Raw genomic sequence first — 15,774 nt, forward strand, 5'->3', positions numbered from 1 at the left:
ATGGCTGAAACCCGAATTCTGGTGAGTCCCGAACGTTTTAACGTGGGGACCGAATACAGCTGGCTGGCGGAACGCGATGAGGACGGCGCGGTCGTCACTTTCACCGGCAAGGTGCGCAACCACAACCTCGGTGACAGCGTGAAGGCGCTGACGCTGGAGCACTATCCGGGGATGACCGAGAAATCGCTGGCGGAGATTGTCGACGAGGCGAGAAGCCGCTGGCCGCTTGGCCGCGTCACGGTTATTCACCGCATCGGCGAGATGTGGCCTGGCGAGGAGATTGTCTTCGTCGGGGTGACCAGCGCGCACCGCAGCAGCGCGTTTGCGGCAGGGGAGTTCATTATGGATTACCTCAAAACCAAAGCGCCGTTCTGGAAGCGCGAAGCCACGCCGGAAGGTGACCGCTGGGTAGAATCGCGCGACAGCGATAAACAAGCCGCCAGCCGTTGGTAGTCGGTTTACGTGGATGTGTTAATCTTAACGTGTGTGTCTACTTAATCTTAATCAGGAGTGAATCATGGACCGATTTCCGCGTTCCGATTCAATAGTACAGCAGACCCGTAGCGGCCTGCAGACGTATATGGCTCAGGTGTACGGCTGGATGACGGTTGGCCTGCTGCTTACCGCGTTTATCGCGTGGTATGCGGCGAACACGCCTGAACTGATGATGTTTATCTTCTCCAGCAAAATCACCTTCTTTGGGCTGATTATCGCGCAGCTGGCGCTGGTGTTTGTGCTTTCTGGTCTGGTGCAAAAGCTGAGTGCCGGAATGGCGACTACGCTGTTTATGCTCTATTCGGCGCTAACCGGGCTGACGCTTTCCAGTATCTTCATCGTTTACACCTACTCCTCCATCGCCAGCACCTTCGTGGTCACCGGCGGGATGTTCGGTGCGATGAGCCTGTACGGTTACACCACGAAGCGCGATCTGAGCGGTTTCGGCAGCATGCTGTTTATGGGGCTGATCGGGATTGTGCTGGCGTCGCTGGTAAACCTGTGGCTGAAGAGCGACGCGCTGATGTGGGCCGTGACCTACATCGGGGTGGTGATCTTCGTTGGGTTGACGGCGTATGACACCCAGAAGCTGAAAAACATCGGCGAGCAGATCGACGTACGCGACAGTTCGAACCTGCGCAAATACGCGATTCTGGGCGCGCTGACGCTGTATCTGGACTTCATCAACCTGTTCCTGATGCTGCTGCGGATTTTCGGCAACCGTCGCTAAGGTTGTTTTGCCGGGATGCGGTCTGGTGCCCTCACCCTGACCCTCTCCCGTGGGAGAGGGAACAAACACTAAAAACGGCAACAAGGTTGCCGTTTTGCTTTTATTTCGCTAACGCCTTCTCGTTCTTCGCTCTCAGCTTTTTCGCCCGACTCTCCAGCACCAGATAACACACCGTTGCCAGGGCCAACGGCAGGAAGTAATACAGCATGCGGTACGCCAGCAGTGCGGCGATAATCGTTCCCTGAGAGACATGCTCCCCGGCCAGCAACGCGATAAACACCGCCTCCAGCACGCCGATCCCCGCCGGAATATGCACAATCACGCCCGCAATACTGCTCACCAGCAGCACGCCCAGCACGAAGAAGTAATTGACGTCCTCGCCAATCAGCAGCCAGATAATGGCCCCCATCGCCATCCAGTTGGCGCTGGAGACGGCCATCTGCAGCACCGCAAACTTCCACGAGGGCAGCACCAGCTTTTGCCCTTTAATGGTCATATGGCGGCGTCTGGCAAAGGCGCAGGCCCACAGATAAACGGCGATAATCAGCAACAGCACAATGCCCAGAATGCGCAGCGTGGCCTCATCGATATACCAGTGCGCGGGCAGCTGCACCACGCCGATGGTGAAGATCACCCCGCCGAGCAAAATATAGCCCAGCCAGTTGGTGGTGATGCTTAACGAGAAAATGCGCGTGATGGTCCCGCCCGGCAGTCCGAGCCGCGAGTAGAGGCGATAGCGCATGCCAATGCCGCCGACCCAGGTGCTCAGCGTCAGGTTGAAGGCGTAGCAGATAAACGACACCAGCATAACCTGACGTTTGGCCAGCTTGTGGCCGCAGTAAGCACGGCCCAGCAGGTCATAACAGCCGTACATCAGGTAGCTGACAATAACCAGCCCCACAGCGCCCAGCAGCACCATCCGGTTATAGTTGCGGATGACTTTCCACACCTCTTCCCAGTCAACTTTCTGCGCGTAGACCACCAGCAGAACCGCGACCGCAATAAAAAACAGCCAGGTCAGGATCTTTTTTGCCAGCCGCCAGCGCGGATGCGATTTCGACATCAGGGTTTGCCTCCGTCTTCCGCTTCAATACGGTCCTGGGTTTCCATTTCGGGCTGTACCGGCGGGTCCACCTGCGCAAGCTTAGGCGTATGCGCCGGCAGCCAGCCGACCATGGCCGGGAAATGACGCAGAAAGTGGAACACCACCACGCTGATGCCCAGATTCCACCAGGTGCGTTTGGGAACCATGGATTCGTCCACGCGCACGCAGTCGTTAACGATCAGCGCCTGCAGGTTATCCCGCAGGGTCTGGTTAAACTGGCGATCGTGAATGATCAGGTTAGCCTCGAGATTGAGCGATAAGCTCAGCGGATCGAGATTACTGGAACCCACGGTGGCCCAGTGATCGTCCATCAGCGCCACTTTGCCGTGCAGCGGTCGGCGGCGATATTCGTAGATCTGTACGCCGCCCTTCACCAGATAGTTATACAGCAGGCGTGCGCCCACTTTGACAATCGGCATATCCGGCTCGCCCTGCACAATCAGCTTCACGCGTACCCCGCGCCGGGCCGCATTGCGCATGGCGTGCAGCAGACGATAGCCGGGGAAAAAGTAGGCGTTAGCAATAATCACTTCGCGCTTCGCGTTGGCGAGCATCTTGAGATAATGACGTTCAATGTCGTCCCGGTGCTCGCCGTTATCCCGCCAGACGAAAAGGGCCTGCGCTTCGCCGGGCTTCCGGTTCTCTTCCGGGCGATGGCGGCGTCTCCACCAGCGGCGAACGGCCTCTTTACCCGGCAGGTTCTCCAGCTCAAACAGTAAGATGTCCTGCACCACCGGGCCTTCAATGCGAATAGCGTAGTCCTGCTTCGCCTCCGGGCCGTAGTCGGACATATGCTCAGCGGAGTAGTTAATGCCGCCGACAAACGCCACCGTCTCGTCCACCACCACTATTTTGCGATGCATCCGGCGGAAAAGATTGGTGCGCATGCCGAACAGGCGAGGGCCGGGATCGTAGTAGCGGAACACCACGCCCGCAGCGGTCAACTCATTCACAAACGTATCGCTGAGATCCGGCGAGCCATAGCCATCAAGCAGCACTTCAATTTTGACGCCGCGCCGGGCGGCGCGCAGCAGCACGCCATGCAGCTGCTTGCCGACGTCGTCTTCGAACCAGATAAAGGTTTCGAGGATCACCTTCTGCTGTGCATGGTCAATCGCTTTAAACACGGCCGGATAATACTCGTCCCCGTTGACCAGCAGCGTGATTCGGTTGCCTTCCTGCCAGGAACATTTCATAGGTGGATCTCCGCGCTGAGCGGGGCATGGTCGGAAAGATGTCGCCAGTTAAGGAGCGCCAGGGCGGTCGGGCTGCTGGCGTGGGCATTTTTCACGTAGATGCGGTCAAGCCGAAGCAGCGGGAAACGGACCGGGAAGGTGCGCGCAGGCCTGCCGTTGGCGCGAGTAAAAATCTCTTCCAGCCCGGCATCTACTTTCAACGGATGGTTTGCCCTCTGTCTCCAGTCGTTGAAATCGCCCGCTACCACCACCGGTTCACCTTCGGGAAGCGCGTTGGCCCATTCGGCCAGCATTTTCAGCTGCGCCTGACGATGGGCTTCGCGAAGGCCCAGGTGAACACAGCCGACATGGACAGGTCGCTCGAGGTCTGGCGGCGTAATGCGGCAGTAAAGCAGGCCGCGTTTTTCGCTTTCCCCGACGGAAACGTCGCGGTTTTCGTAATGTTCAATGGGGTAGCGGGACAGCACCGCGTTTCCGTGATGCCCTTCCGGATAGACGGCGTTGCGGCCGTAGGCGTAGTCACTCCACATGGTGTCGGCCAGAAATTCATAGTGCGGCGTATCTGGCCAGTTCTCAAAGTGGAGCGGGTGCACTTCGTGTGCGCCCATCACCTCCTGCAGGCAGACAATATCCGCGCTGACGGTGCGTACCGCGTCGCGCAGCTCCGGTAAAATGAAGCGGCGGTTAAATGCTGTGAAGCCCTTATGAATGTTTATCGTCAGCACCTTAAGCGAGAAATGCTGCATTTTTTGAGTCATAAGCTCCTTCCTGAGTGACTATCCCAATGAAAATAAAGTGTAGTCGTCGTCACAAAAAGATGCGGCGTTACGGAATTTTCCGTAAAGTGCGGTAGTCTGATTAAGCAGAGAAAAATCCTTCAGGAGAGAAGCCATGAAGTGGCAACAACGTGTTCGTGTCGCAACTGGCCTGAGTTGCTGGCAGATAATGTTGCATTTACTGGTCGTGGCCGTACTGGTGATGGGCTGGATGAGCGGCACGCTGGTGCGTGTTGGCCTGGGGCTATGCGTCCTTTATGGCGTCACCGTGCTGTCGATGCTGTTCTTACAGCGCCACCATGAAGCGCGCTGGCGCGAGGTGGGTGATGTGCTCGAAGAGCTCACCACCACCTGGTATTTTGGCGCGGCGATGATTGTGCTTTGGCTGCTGTCGCGCGTGCTGCAAAACAACCTGCTGCTGGCCCTGGCCGGTCTGGCTATCCTCGCAGGGCCTGCGGTGGTCTCGCTGCTGACCAAAGAGAAAAAGCTACGCAATGTTGCGTCTAAACATCGCGTACGCCACTGAGCCCGTCGTGGCCGCTATGACCAGTAGCGGCCACAAACTTCCCCAGACAATATCCAGACTCGCATCCTTCAGATAGATTTGCTTGGTGATGTCCGTAAAGTGCCGAATCGGGTTTACCCACGTCAGATCCTGAAGCCACACCGGCATGTTCTCGACGGGTGAAACATACCCCGAGAGCAAAATCGCGGGCATCATAAAGACGAACACCCCGATAAACGCCTGCTGCTGCGTCGAGCAGAGCGCCGAGATCAGCAGTCCAAATCCCACCAGCGACAGCCCGTAAATGACCATCGTGAAGTAAAACAGCGCCAGCGAACCGGCGAACGGGATCTGATAGGCCCAAATTCCCACCCCCAGCACGATGGTGGCCTGAAACGTCGCGACGATCAGCGCCGGGACCGCTTTGCCGACGAAAATTTGCCAGGTGGCGAGCGGGGAGACCAGCAGCTGGTCCAGCGTGCCCTGTTCGCGCTCGCGGGCGACGGAAAGGGAAGTCACGATCATCACCCCGATAGTGGTTATCATGGCGATTAGTGACGGCACCACGAACCACTTGTAGTCCAGGTTCGGGTTGTACCAGTTACGCACCACCAGCTCGCTGTTGTTGGGCTTCGGTTTGCCGTCCATCAGCTCCTGCTGGTAATCCTTCACCACCTGCTGCAGGTAGTTGGCCGCTATCTGGGCGCTGTTGGAGTTACGCCCGTCGAGGATCAGCTGCATCGGCGCGGTCTGGAAGGTATCCAGATTGCGGGAAAAATCCGCCGGGAACCGCACCAGCAGCAGCGCTTTTTGCGTGTCGATGATGGGCTGGATCTCCTGCGGGCTTTTCAGCAGCAGGATGTGGGTAAAGGCTTTTGCACGGGCAAAACGCTGCGTCAGCTCGACGGAATGTTTGCCGTTATCTTCGTTGTAAATGGCAATGGTGGCGTTGGTCACCTCAAGGGTGGCGGCAAACGGGAACAGTAAAACCTGGATCAGCACCGGCAAGACCAGAATGGCGCGGGTTTGCGGCTCGCGCAGCAGGGATTGCAGCTCTTTGCGTATCAACGTCCATAATCGGTGAAACATGTTCGCTCCTTAATCCAGTCGCCGTTTGGTTTTCATCCACGTCAACCCAATAAACATCGCCGCTGACGCCATTAAAAACAGCGTGTTGACGATCAGCACCACCGGAATATTCCCCGCCAGGAACAGGCTTTGCAGCGTGCTCACAAAGTAGCGCGCCGGAATAACATAGGTCACGGTGCGGATCACCGCAGGCATACTGTCTATCTGGAAGATAAACCCGGACAGCATAATCGACGGTAAAAAGGCGGCGTTGAGGGCCACCTGCGCGGCGTTGAACTGGTTGCGGGTGATGGTGGAGATGAGCAGCCCCATGCCCAGCGTGCTGAGTAAAAACAGGCTGGTGATAAAAAACAGCACCACCAGCGAGCCGCGATACGGCACGCCGAGGATAAAGACTGAGACAAGCATACAGAGCAGCATCGCCAGCATGCCGAGGAAATAGTAGGGGATGAGCTTGCACAGCAGCAGCTCGACGCGCGTCACTTCGGTAGAGAGCAGCGCCTCCATGGTCCCGCGCTCCCACTCGCGGGCAATCACCAGCGAGGTCAGGATCGCGCCAATCACCGTCATGATAATCGTCACCGCGCCCGGAATAATAAAGTGCTGGCTGATGGCGGCGGGGTTAAACCAGTAGCGCGTCTGCACGTCGATCAGCGGTTTAAATTCTTCACCCCGGTCCTCCGCGCGCTGCATCTGCCACAGCTGCCAGATCCCCTCCGCGTAGCCCTGTACAAAGTTGGCGGTGTTTGGCTCGCTGCCGTCGGTAATCACCTGGATCGGCGCGTCGGTATCCGCCCGCGCCATATTGGCGGCGAAATCCACCGGAATGACGATCAGGCCGCGAATTTTCCCGGCCTGCATTTTCTGGATCAACTCCTGCCTGTTATCGCTGATAGTGGCGTCAATGTAGGGCGATCCGGTCATGGCGTGAGTAAAGTCCAGCGCATCCTCACTCTGCTGCTCCAGCAAAATCCCGACCCGCAGCTTGCTGGAGTCCAGGTTAATGCCGTAGCCAAAGATAAACAGCAGCAGCAGGGGGATCACCACTGCAATCAGCCAGCTGCTGGGGTCACGCACGATCTGCCGCGTCTCTTTAATGCACAGCGCGCGCACCCTGCGCCAGGAAATGGCATTACTGCGCATGGGCATTCTCCTTATCCCAGTCGTGGATGAGGGTGATAAACGCCTGCTCCATGGTCGGATCCGGAACCTCATCGTCGGCGGCCTGGTTTTTCAGGTCGTCCGGGGTACCGTGGGCAATCAGCTTGCCGCGATACACCAGCCCGATGCGGTCACAGTACTCCGCCTCGTCCATGAAGTGGGTGGTCACCATCACGGTCACGCCTTTTTCCACCATGCTGTTGATGTGCAGCCAGAACTCACGGCGGGTAATGGGATCAACGCCAGAAGTGGGTTCATCAAGAAACAGAATATCCGGCTCGTGCATCAGCGAGCAGGCCAGCGCCAGCCGCTGCTTAAAGCCGAGCGGCAGCTCGTCGGTGGCGTGGGAGGCAATGTTGGTTAAGGCGAAGGCGTCGCTCATGCGGCGGATTTTCTCGTTCTGTGCCCGCCCGCGCAGGCCGTACACGCCGGAGAAAAAGCGCAGATTCTGCTCGACCGTCAGGTTGCCGTACAGGGAAAACTTCTGCGCCATATAGCCGAGATGCTGGCGCGCCTTGCCGGAGCTGACCTTAAGGTCCATATCCAGCACCAGCGCCTTGCCGGACGTCGGCACCAGCAGGCCGCACATCATCTTAAAGGTGGTCGATTTTCCCGCGCCGTTCGGTCCGAGCAGGCCAAAAATTTCCCCCCGCTTCACCGCAAAGTTGACGTTGTCGGTGGCGGCGAAATCCCCGAACTTTTTGGTGAGGGATTTGGCTTCAATCACCGTTTCGCCCGGCGTGCCTTCCACCGTATGCAAAATGGCGGCAAGCGGCGACTCTGAGGTACCCGCGCCGCCCAGCAGGTCGATAAACGCGTCCTCAAAGCGCGGCGCGGTCTCTTCCATCTCGATCTCAGGCATGCCGGGCGCCTGGCGAATATCGTCGACGGTGGCCTCTTTTTTGAGGATCACCCGTACCGAGCGGCCCTGGATCATCCCGTCGCTGACCTGCGGCAGCCTGAGCACCCGCTGCAGCAGCCTGCGGTTAGACTCCTGCGGGCTGTGCAGCAGGAAGCTGCGCCCGGCCATGCTCTGCGTCAGCGTCGTCGGCTCGCCCTGATAAAGCAGTTCGCCTTCGTTCATCAGCAGCACGTCCCGGCACTGTTCCGCTTCGTCGAGGTAGGAGGTGCTCCAGAGGATCAGCATCCCGTCGCCCGCCAGCTCGTGCACCATCTGCCACAGTTCGCGGCGCGAAATCGGGTCTACGCCGACGCCGGGCTCATCCAGCAGCAGCACTTTCGGCTCGCCGACCAGCGTGCAGGCCAGCCCCAGCTTCTGCTTCATCCCGCCGGAGAGCTTGCCCGCCAGCCGGTCGGTGAACGGGCCGAGGGAGGTAAACTCCAGCAGGCGCGCGAAGGTTTTCTGCCGCGTTTCGCCGGTGACGCTGCGCAGGTCGGCGTACAGGTTCAGGTTTTCCATCACCGTCAGGTCTTCATACAGGCCAAACTTCTGCGGCATATAGCCGAGCATGGCGTGAAGGGCTCCGTCATCCTCGATCGGGTCAAGACCGAGCACGCTGGCGCTTCCTTCATCCGGCTTGAGCAACCCCGCCAGCATCCGCATCAGCGTGGTTTTCCCCGCGCCGTCCGGACCGACCAGCCCGGTCACATAGCCTTTCCGGATGGTGCAGTTCAGCGGCGCGACGGCCGGTTTGTCCATTCCCGCGAAGCGTTTAACCAGATTGTTGAGCTGAATAACCGCGTCATTCATGTCGTTCCCCGTTGTCTACTTTTGCGGTGACGGGCATGCCCTGACGCAGCGCGTCGTCCGCATCGGTCACGATGATGCGCAGGCGATACACGAGGTCGGTACGCAGGTCCGGTGTTTCAACGGTTTTCGGCGTGAATTCGGCGGTAGGGGAGACAAAGCCCACTTTGCCGTGATACGGCTTGTCCGGGCGACCGTCGGTATAAAGCAGCAGTTCGCGGCCCGGCTGCATCTGGCCGAGATTCGGCTCATCAACGTAGGCGCGTACCCAGACCGGGCGGGTCAGGGAGAGCGTTAAGACGGTGCTGCCCGCGCTGAGCATGCTGCCCGGCTCCACGGCGCGGGTCATCAGCATGCCGTCAGACGGCGCGATTAAGGTAGTGTCGTGCAGATCCAGCTCTGCCTGAGCCAGCTGCGCCTGCGCCTGTTCAAGGCTGGCTTTCGCCTGGGCGATATCCTGCGGGCGGTTACCGGTGTGGTACTGGCTTAACTTATCCTGCGCGGACTTCAGCGTTGCCTGCGCCTGGTCGCGGGACGAGCGCGCATTTTCCAGATCGTTAGCGGAAATGGTGCGGCTTTTCCACAACCCCTGCTGGCGCGCGTAGAAGTTCTGCGCGTAGTCATAGGCGGCTTGCGCCTGCTTAACGGCAGCGGCGGCCTGGGCGATCTCTTCGTCGCGATAGCCTGCCAGCATCAGGTCATACTGCGCCTGGGCGACGGACACCCCCGCTTTGGCCTGCAGCAGCGCATTCTCATAGGGCGCTTTATCCAGCATCCCCAGCGTCTGCCCGCTTTTAATGGCATCGCCTTCGTCAACGCTCAGCGAGGCGAGACGTCCGCCCACGCGGAAGCTCATGTTCACCGTGCGAATATCCACGTTGCCGTACAGCGTCAGGCCTTTATCCTGATGGCTCTGATACCACAGCCATCCACCGACTCCGGCGGCAAGCAAAACAATAACCACCAGAATGATGGCGACAGGTTTTTTCATGACTTCAGGCTCCTTTGCGTTAAGCCTTGCAGGATCAGATCGACGTGACAGGCGATCACCTTGCTAATCTGCGCGGCTTTATCCTCATCAAATTGTGTCCAGCCGGTGCGTAACAGGATGGTTTCCCTGCCCAGACGGAAGGCAAGAATTTCCCCCAGCAGGGCGTGGGTATGCAAAATTGTCTCGGTATCACTGGCGTCCCGCCCGGTATAGGCGGCGATCAGCCGGGTCAGGTGCGAGTGCATTGGCTCAATCACCCGATCGTGTACCCGCTGGTAGGCGACGGTCGGGGAGAGCTGCTCCCGGGAGATAAACTTGCTCAGGTTGAGCGTATCGTCGTGCGTGAGCAGGCGGATCATATCGTGGCAGGCATTGAGAATAAGCTGGCGAACGGCGGCGCGATCGGGCGACGGCTGGCCGAGCAGCGCGGTGGCTTCCTCAACGTGCGGGTGAAACTGCGTGCCGATAAAATCGGCGATCCACTCGGCGCAGGCGAGGTATAAATCCTCTTTTGAGCCAAAATAGTAGGTAATCGCCGCAATGTTCTGCCCGGCCAGCGCGGCAATATCGCGGGTGGTGGCATGCAGCCCGTACTCACCAAACTGCGCCAGCGCGGCGGCGATAAGCTGATTTTTAGCCTGTTCACCTTTGGTTGTTGTGGGTATTGTATTCATGGCGGCATTAAGAATTAATCAATCGATTGATTAAGATTATGCCTGATTCACGCTAACGTCGAGGGAACGCTGAGGGATATTTTATGCGCCACGTCACAAAAGCTGCTACACTCCGCTCCTTCGCGACATTGTGGTTTTTGTCCTCCCCTATTCGTTATATCTCCCTGAAAACTACACCTGTGATGGTCGGGGCGGTTCGGAGTTTTTATGTCTTTTGATTCCCTTGGCCTGAACCCGGAAATTCTGCGCGCGATCGCAGAGCAGGGCTACGTTGAGCCAACCCCAATCCAGCAGCAGGCGATCCCCGCCGTTCTGCAGGGCCGTGACCTGATGGCGAGCGCCCAGACCGGTACCGGCAAAACCGCTGGTTTTACCCTGCCGCTGCTGGAACTGCTGGTAAAAAACCAGCCGCACGCCAAAGGCCGTCGTCCGGTTCGTGCCCTGATCCTGACCCCAACCCGCGAGCTGGCGGCGCAGATTGGTGAGAACGTGCGTGACTATAGCCGCTATCTCAACATTCGTTCGCTGGTGGTTTTCGGCGGGGTAAGCATCAACCCGCAGATGATGAAGCTGCGCAGCGGCGTCGACGTTCTGGTTGCGACTCCAGGTCGCCTGCTGGATCTGGAGCACCAGAATGCGGTGAAGCTGGACCAGGTTGAAATTCTGGTGCTGGACGAAGCCGACCGCATGCTCGACATGGGCTTTATCCACGATATTCGTCGCGTGCTGGCCAAGCTCCCCGCGCGTCGTCAGAACCTGCTCTTCTCCGCGACCTTCTCCGACGAGATCAAGGCGCTGGCGGAAAAGCTGCTGCATAACCCGCTGGAAGTGGAAGTGGCGCGCCGCAACACCGCCTCCGAGCAGGTGACGCAGCACGTTCACTTTGTGGATAAAAAGCGCAAGCGGGAACTGCTCTCCCAGATGATCGGCCAGGGCAACTGGCAGCAGGTGCTGGTCTTTACCCGCACCAAGCACGGCGCCAACCACCTGGCGGAACAGCTGAACAAAGACGGCATTCGCAGTGCGGCGATCCACGGCAACAAGAGCCAGGGCGCGCGTACCCGTGCGCTGGCTGAGTTCAAATCCGGCGACATCCGCGTGCTGGTGGCGACCGACATCGCCGCCCGTGGCCTTGACATTGAAGAGCTGCCGCACGTGGTGAACTACGAGCTGCCAAACGTGCCGGAAGATTACGTTCACCGTATCGGCCGTACCGGCCGCGCGGCGGCAACCGGTGAAGCGCTCTCTCTGGTCTGCGTGGACGAGCACAAGCTGCTGCGCGACATCGAGCGCCTCCTGAAGAAAGAGATCCCGCGCATCGAAACCCCGGGTTACGAAGTGGATCCGTCGATCAAAGCCGAGCCGATTCAGAACGGTCGTCAGGGCGGCGGTGGACGTGGTCAGGGCGGTCGCGGTCAGCAGCCGCGTCGTGCCGAAGGCGGTGCGCCGAAATCATCCGGCAAACCGCCGCGTCGTAACAACGACAGCAAACCGGCGGGTGAAAACCCGTGGCGCAGCGGCGAAGGGAAACCGGCAGGTGAAGGGCAGCGTCGACGCCGCCCGCGCAAGCCTGCTAACCCGCAGTAATCTGGAAGCCCGGTCGTAAAGCCGGGCTTTTCTTTTTGCGGCAGCGAAGAGAAAGTGCCACAATAGTGGCTGTTTATACAGTATTTCAGGTTTTCCGATGGCTTTAACCGCTGCGCTCAAGGCGCAAATTGGCGCATGGTATAAGGCGCTACAGCAGCAGATCCCCGACTTTATCCCCCGAGCGCCGCAGCGGCAGATGATTGCTGACGTGGCAAAAACGCTCGCCGGGGACGACGGGCGACATCTGGCGATTGAAGCCCCAACCGGCGTCGGGAAAACCTTGTCGTATCTTATTCCCGGCATCGCGATTGCGCGGGAAGAGGACAAAACGCTGGTGGTCAGCACCGCCAACGTGGCGCTGCAGGATCAGATCTTCAGCAAAGATTTACCCCTGCTGCGCAAAATCATCCCCGACCTGCGGTTTACGGCAGCCTTTGGGCGCGGGCGTTACGTGTGCCCGCGTAACCTGGCGGCGCTGGCCAGCAGCGAGCCGAATCAGCAGGATCTGCTCGCGTTTCTGGATGACGAGCTAACGCCAAACAATAAGGCCGAGCAGGAGCAGTGTGCAAAACTCAAAGTCGAGCTCGACGGCTATAAGTGGGACGGCCTGCGGGATCACACCAGCCAGGCCATCAGCGACGACCTGTGGCGCAGGCTCAGCACCGACAAAGCCAGCTGCCTGAACCGCAACTGTCACTACTACCGCGAGTGCCCGTTCTTTGTCGCCCGGCGCGAGATTCAGGAGGCGGAGGTTGTGGTCGCAAACCACGCGCTGGTGATGGCGGCGCTGGAGAGCGAAGCGGTGCTGCCGGAGCCCAAAAACCTGCTGCTGGTGCTCGACGAAGGCCACCATCTGCCGGACGTGGCGCGGGATGCGCTGGAGATGAGCGCCGAAATCACCGCTCCGTGGTTCCGCCTGCAGCTGGATCTCTTCTGCAAGCTGGTAGCGACCTGCATGGAGCAGTTCCGCCCGAAAACCACGCCGCCGCTGGCGGTGCCGGAGCGGCTGAGCGACCACTGTGAAGAGGTCTATAGCCTCATTTCATCCCTGAACAACATCCTGAATCTTTATCTTCCGGCAACCCAGGAAGCCGAACACCGCTTTGCGATGGGTGAGCTACCGGAAGAGGTGATGGAGATCTGCCAGCAGCTGGCGAAACATCTGGAAAAGCTGCGCGGGCTGGCGGAGATGTTCTTAAACGATCTCAGCGAGAAAACCGGCTCGCATGACGTGGTGCGTCTGCACCGCGTTCTGCTGCAGATGAACCGCGCGCTGGGGATGTTCGAAGCGCAGAGCAAGCTCTGGCGGCTGGCCTCGATGGCGCAGGCGTCCGGCGCGCCGGTCACCAAATGGGCCACCCGCGAAGTGCGGGACGGGCAGGTGCACCTCTTTTTCCACTGCGTGGGCATCCGCGTGGCCGATCAGCTGGAAAAGCTGATCTGGCGCAGCGTGCCGCACGTGGTTGTCACCTCTGCCACGCTGCGTTCCCTGAACAGCTTCTCAAGGCTGCAGGAGATGAGCGGGCTAAAAGAGAAAGCGGGCGACCGTTTCGTGGCGCTGGACTCGCCGTTTAACCACTGCGAGCAGGGCAAGCTGGTCATTCCGCGCATGAAATTCGAGCCGCTCATCGACAACGAAGAGCAGCACATCGCGGAAATGGCGGCCTACTTCCGCGAGCAGGTCGAGAGTAAAAAGTACCCCGGTATGCTGGTGCTGTTTGCCAGCGGGCGGGCGATGCAGCGCTTCCTCGAACACGTCACCGATCTGCGTTTACTCCTGCTGGTGCAGGGGGATCAGCCGCGCTACCGGCTGGTGGAAACCCACCGTAAGCGCATTGATAACGGCGAGCGCAGCGTGCTGGTGGGGTTGCAGTCGTTTGCTGAAGGTCTGGATTTGAAAGGCGATTACCTGACGCAGGTGCATATCCATAAAATCGCCTTCCCACCCATCGACAGCCCGGTAGTGATCACCGAGGGGGAATGGTTGAAAAGCCTCAACCGCTATCCGTTTGAGGTACAGAGTTTGCCTGCGGCGTCGTTTAACCTGATTCAGCAGGTCGGGCGCTTGATTCGTAGCCACGGCTGCTGGGGCGAGGTGGTGATTTATGACAAACGTCTGCTCACCAAAAATTACGGCCAACGGCTCCTGAACGCGCTGCCGATCTTCCCGATCGAACAGCCGGAAGTGCCCGAGGTAAAAAAACCGCCGGTCAAACTGACTTCCGGGCGCAAGAAAAGCCTCCGTGCTAAGGGGCGCGGTCCTACTGGTAAATGAAGGTCACCTGCACCACGCTGCTGAACGTTCCTGCCGTGACCGGCAATGAGGTGGCGTAATAGCGGGCGGCCAGCGGGAAATCCGCCGTGTGATTGTCCTGGTTGATCAACACGCTGAAGCTGGCGTCCGGGGCAAGCGAGATCTGATCCTGCGGGTCGGCAAGCTCCAGCGCCAGTCCTTTCGCTGTTCCGGTGCTGGCGAATTTAGTCGGATGAATGCTGTCTGGCTGACCGTGAAAGGTGGCCGTGGCCAGCACGGAAGTGGTTGGGCATTTCGACAGGGTTAAGTCGAATGAATGCCATTGTCCGGTATCGCCCACATCCTTAAAATCGCCGGCATTCGCTTTGCCCAGATTGACCGTCAGGTTCTGGCTGGCGCTGTCTACCTGGCAGGCGTTGGCATAAATGTTTCCGCGAATATCGAGCTGAATCTCTTCCGCCAAGCTCTGGCTGGCGACTCCAAGGAGTAAAAGGGCTAATAAGGTTTTCATTTGTAGGCCACCGTAATGGTTGCGACGGCATTCGCCGTTCCGGGCGTTACCTCCGAGCTGGTTTGTTCGTAAGAGACGCTGAAGGGATATTGCGAGCGGATATTGGCATAGGCGGTAAAGGTATCCATGTATTGCCCGAAAACAGGTATCTGACCGTTAAAGAGCATTCTCACCCCCACGCCGGTCGCCACGCCGTTTTCCGGCGTTAATTTGATCACGCCAGGAAAATTCGTTTCATAGCCATTGGCGCTGGTGATCATCATTTCCGGCTGTACATCCTGATCGCAGAGCATGTCGATATTGAATACCGACTGGGAGACCAGGGTTCCCGGACCGGTAAAACGGCTCACCGGAAAATCCCCCAGCGTGACGGTCAGAGATTTGGGTGATACGGTGCAGGTGACTGCTTTAACCACCACGTTACCTGAGTAGGAGAGGGTGTTTGGATAACTCAAGCTTTCTACTTGCTCAACACCAAAGCCAAATTGTGTATTACTGGATGTGAGTGTACCGGCGGTTACCACCTCGCTGGTTTTCACCAGTTCCAGCGAGACGTCGAAGCTAAACGCAAATGAACCATCGCTACCGCTCGAATCAGACACCTGACCCACGGAAGACTTAGTTGTGCAGATTTGGTCTGCTGCTCCCATCACACGCTCCCCTTTACTGTTTCGGAGCGACACGCCGATCCCGGCAACACCCGACTCATAAACACCAGGGATATTGGGAGTCTCTCTACCTAGGCCGTGGTAACAGGCAATGATCTGACGGCCTGCGTCTTCGGCTGTATAGCAGCCCCCCGCAATGTGAGCCGAACGTTCCGTTCCCGGGATGGTTTCTCCCACGGGAAGGCTGGTAGGCACTGAAATAGACGCTAACGACAGCAGCGCTGGTAAATTTGGTGAGACACAGTTGGCCTTTGCGTGCGGCATGAAGAGTGCTGCCGTCGCCAGAACTAAAAGTAAGAAAAACGATTTTGCTATCTGCATTCT

At 58.6% G+C, this 15,774-nt stretch carries 15 protein-coding genes; 5 read left to right on the forward strand and 10 right to left on the reverse strand.

What is annotated here, in order from left to right; translation table 11 throughout:
• A complete protein-coding gene (gene moaE / locus HB664_RS09750; protein WP_219940720.1) occupies positions 1 to 453 on the forward strand; it encodes a molybdopterin synthase catalytic subunit MoaE in 453 nt (150 codons plus the stop codon).
• Between the two features lie 64 nt (positions 454 to 517).
• Entirely contained in the window at positions 518 to 1,225 is a 708-nt protein-coding gene (locus HB664_RS09755) for a Bax inhibitor-1/YccA family protein (protein WP_033144982.1), read from the forward strand.
• 100 nt (positions 1,226 to 1,325) lie between these two features.
• Here the strand turns inward: HB664_RS09755 and HB664_RS09760 are convergent, their stop codons facing one another.
• Genes HB664_RS09760 through HB664_RS09770 form a run of 3 tightly spaced genes read right to left on the reverse strand, consistent with a single transcriptional unit; the run spans position 1,326 to position 4,284 of the window.
• The gene (locus tag HB664_RS09760) at positions 1,326 to 2,288 is read right to left on the reverse strand and encodes a YbhN family protein (RefSeq protein WP_033144983.1); all 963 of its coding nucleotides are present in this window, start codon (positions 2,286 to 2,288) and stop codon (positions 1,326 to 1,328) included.
• On the reverse strand, positions 2,288 to 3,526 hold the full coding sequence (gene clsB, locus HB664_RS09765) for a cardiolipin synthase ClsB (RefSeq protein ID WP_048979617.1): 1,239 nt from the start codon (positions 3,524 to 3,526) through the stop codon (positions 2,288 to 2,290). The genes HB664_RS09760 and clsB overlap by 1 nt, the downstream gene beginning before the upstream one ends.
• Positions 3,523 to 4,284, reverse strand: coding sequence for an endonuclease/exonuclease/phosphatase family protein (locus tag HB664_RS09770; protein ID WP_023334979.1), 762 nt, complete (start codon positions 4,282 to 4,284; stop codon positions 3,523 to 3,525). Before HB664_RS09770 ends, clsB begins: the two co-directional genes overlap by 4 nt.
• 133 nt (positions 4,285 to 4,417) lie before the next feature.
• Between HB664_RS09770 and HB664_RS09775 the strand changes: the two genes are divergently transcribed.
• Positions 4,418 to 4,828, forward strand: coding sequence for a YbhQ family protein (locus tag HB664_RS09775; RefSeq protein WP_014883088.1), 411 nt, complete (start codon positions 4,418 to 4,420; stop codon positions 4,826 to 4,828).
• Here the strand turns inward: HB664_RS09775 and HB664_RS09780 are convergent.
• Genes HB664_RS09780 through cecR form a run of 5 tightly spaced genes read right to left on the reverse strand, consistent with a single transcriptional unit; the run spans position 4,790 to position 10,430 of the window.
• Positions 4,790 to 5,896, reverse strand: coding sequence for an ABC transporter permease (locus HB664_RS09780; RefSeq protein ID WP_219940721.1), 1,107 nt, complete (start codon positions 5,894 to 5,896; stop codon positions 4,790 to 4,792). The two genes, HB664_RS09775 and HB664_RS09780, sit on opposite strands and share 39 nt — an antisense overlap.
• A 9-nt stretch (positions 5,897 to 5,905) precedes the next feature.
• Positions 5,906 to 7,039, reverse strand: a complete 1,134-nt coding sequence (locus HB664_RS09785) for an ABC transporter permease (RefSeq protein ID WP_219940722.1) — start codon at positions 7,037 to 7,039, stop codon at positions 5,906 to 5,908.
• On the reverse strand, positions 7,029 to 8,768 hold the full coding sequence (locus HB664_RS09790) for an ATP-binding cassette domain-containing protein (protein WP_064672130.1): 1,740 nt from the start codon (positions 8,766 to 8,768) through the stop codon (positions 7,029 to 7,031). Before HB664_RS09790 ends, HB664_RS09785 begins: the two co-directional genes overlap by 11 nt.
• Positions 8,761 to 9,756, reverse strand: coding sequence for a secretion protein HlyD (hlyD, locus tag HB664_RS09795; protein WP_219940723.1), 996 nt, complete (start codon positions 9,754 to 9,756; stop codon positions 8,761 to 8,763). Before hlyD ends, HB664_RS09790 begins: the two co-directional genes overlap by 8 nt.
• Positions 9,753 to 10,430, reverse strand: a complete 678-nt coding sequence (cecR, locus tag HB664_RS09800; RefSeq protein ID WP_219940724.1) for a transcriptional regulator CecR — start codon at positions 10,428 to 10,430, stop codon at positions 9,753 to 9,755. Before cecR ends, hlyD begins: the two co-directional genes overlap by 4 nt.
• 207 nt (positions 10,431 to 10,637) lie before the next feature.
• Here cecR and rhlE point away from each other — a divergent pair, with 207 nt between their 5' ends.
• Positions 10,638 to 12,017, forward strand: a complete 1,380-nt coding sequence (gene rhlE / locus HB664_RS09805; protein ID WP_219940725.1) for an ATP-dependent RNA helicase RhlE — start codon at positions 10,638 to 10,640, stop codon at positions 12,015 to 12,017.
• A 97-nt stretch (positions 12,018 to 12,114) separates the two neighbouring features.
• Positions 12,115 to 14,292, forward strand: a complete 2,178-nt coding sequence (gene dinG, locus HB664_RS09810) for an ATP-dependent DNA helicase DinG (protein WP_219940726.1) — start codon at positions 12,115 to 12,117, stop codon at positions 14,290 to 14,292.
• Here the strand turns inward: dinG and HB664_RS09815 are convergent.
• Positions 14,279 to 14,782: a fimbrial protein gene (locus HB664_RS09815; protein WP_058841685.1), complete on the reverse strand. Its 504-nt coding sequence runs from the start codon at positions 14,780 to 14,782 to the stop codon at positions 14,279 to 14,281. The two genes, dinG and HB664_RS09815, sit on opposite strands and share 14 nt — an antisense overlap.
• Positions 14,779 to 15,771, reverse strand: coding sequence for a fimbrial protein (locus tag HB664_RS09820; RefSeq protein ID WP_045887598.1), 993 nt, complete (start codon positions 15,769 to 15,771; stop codon positions 14,779 to 14,781). Before HB664_RS09820 ends, HB664_RS09815 begins: the two co-directional genes overlap by 4 nt.
• Between the last annotated feature and the right edge of the window lie 3 nt (positions 15,772 to 15,774).

It is taken from the genome of Enterobacter sp. DNB-S2 (assembly GCF_019443845.1).
GTDB classification, from domain to species: domain Bacteria; phylum Pseudomonadota; class Gammaproteobacteria; order Enterobacterales; family Enterobacteriaceae; genus Enterobacter; species Enterobacter asburiae_B.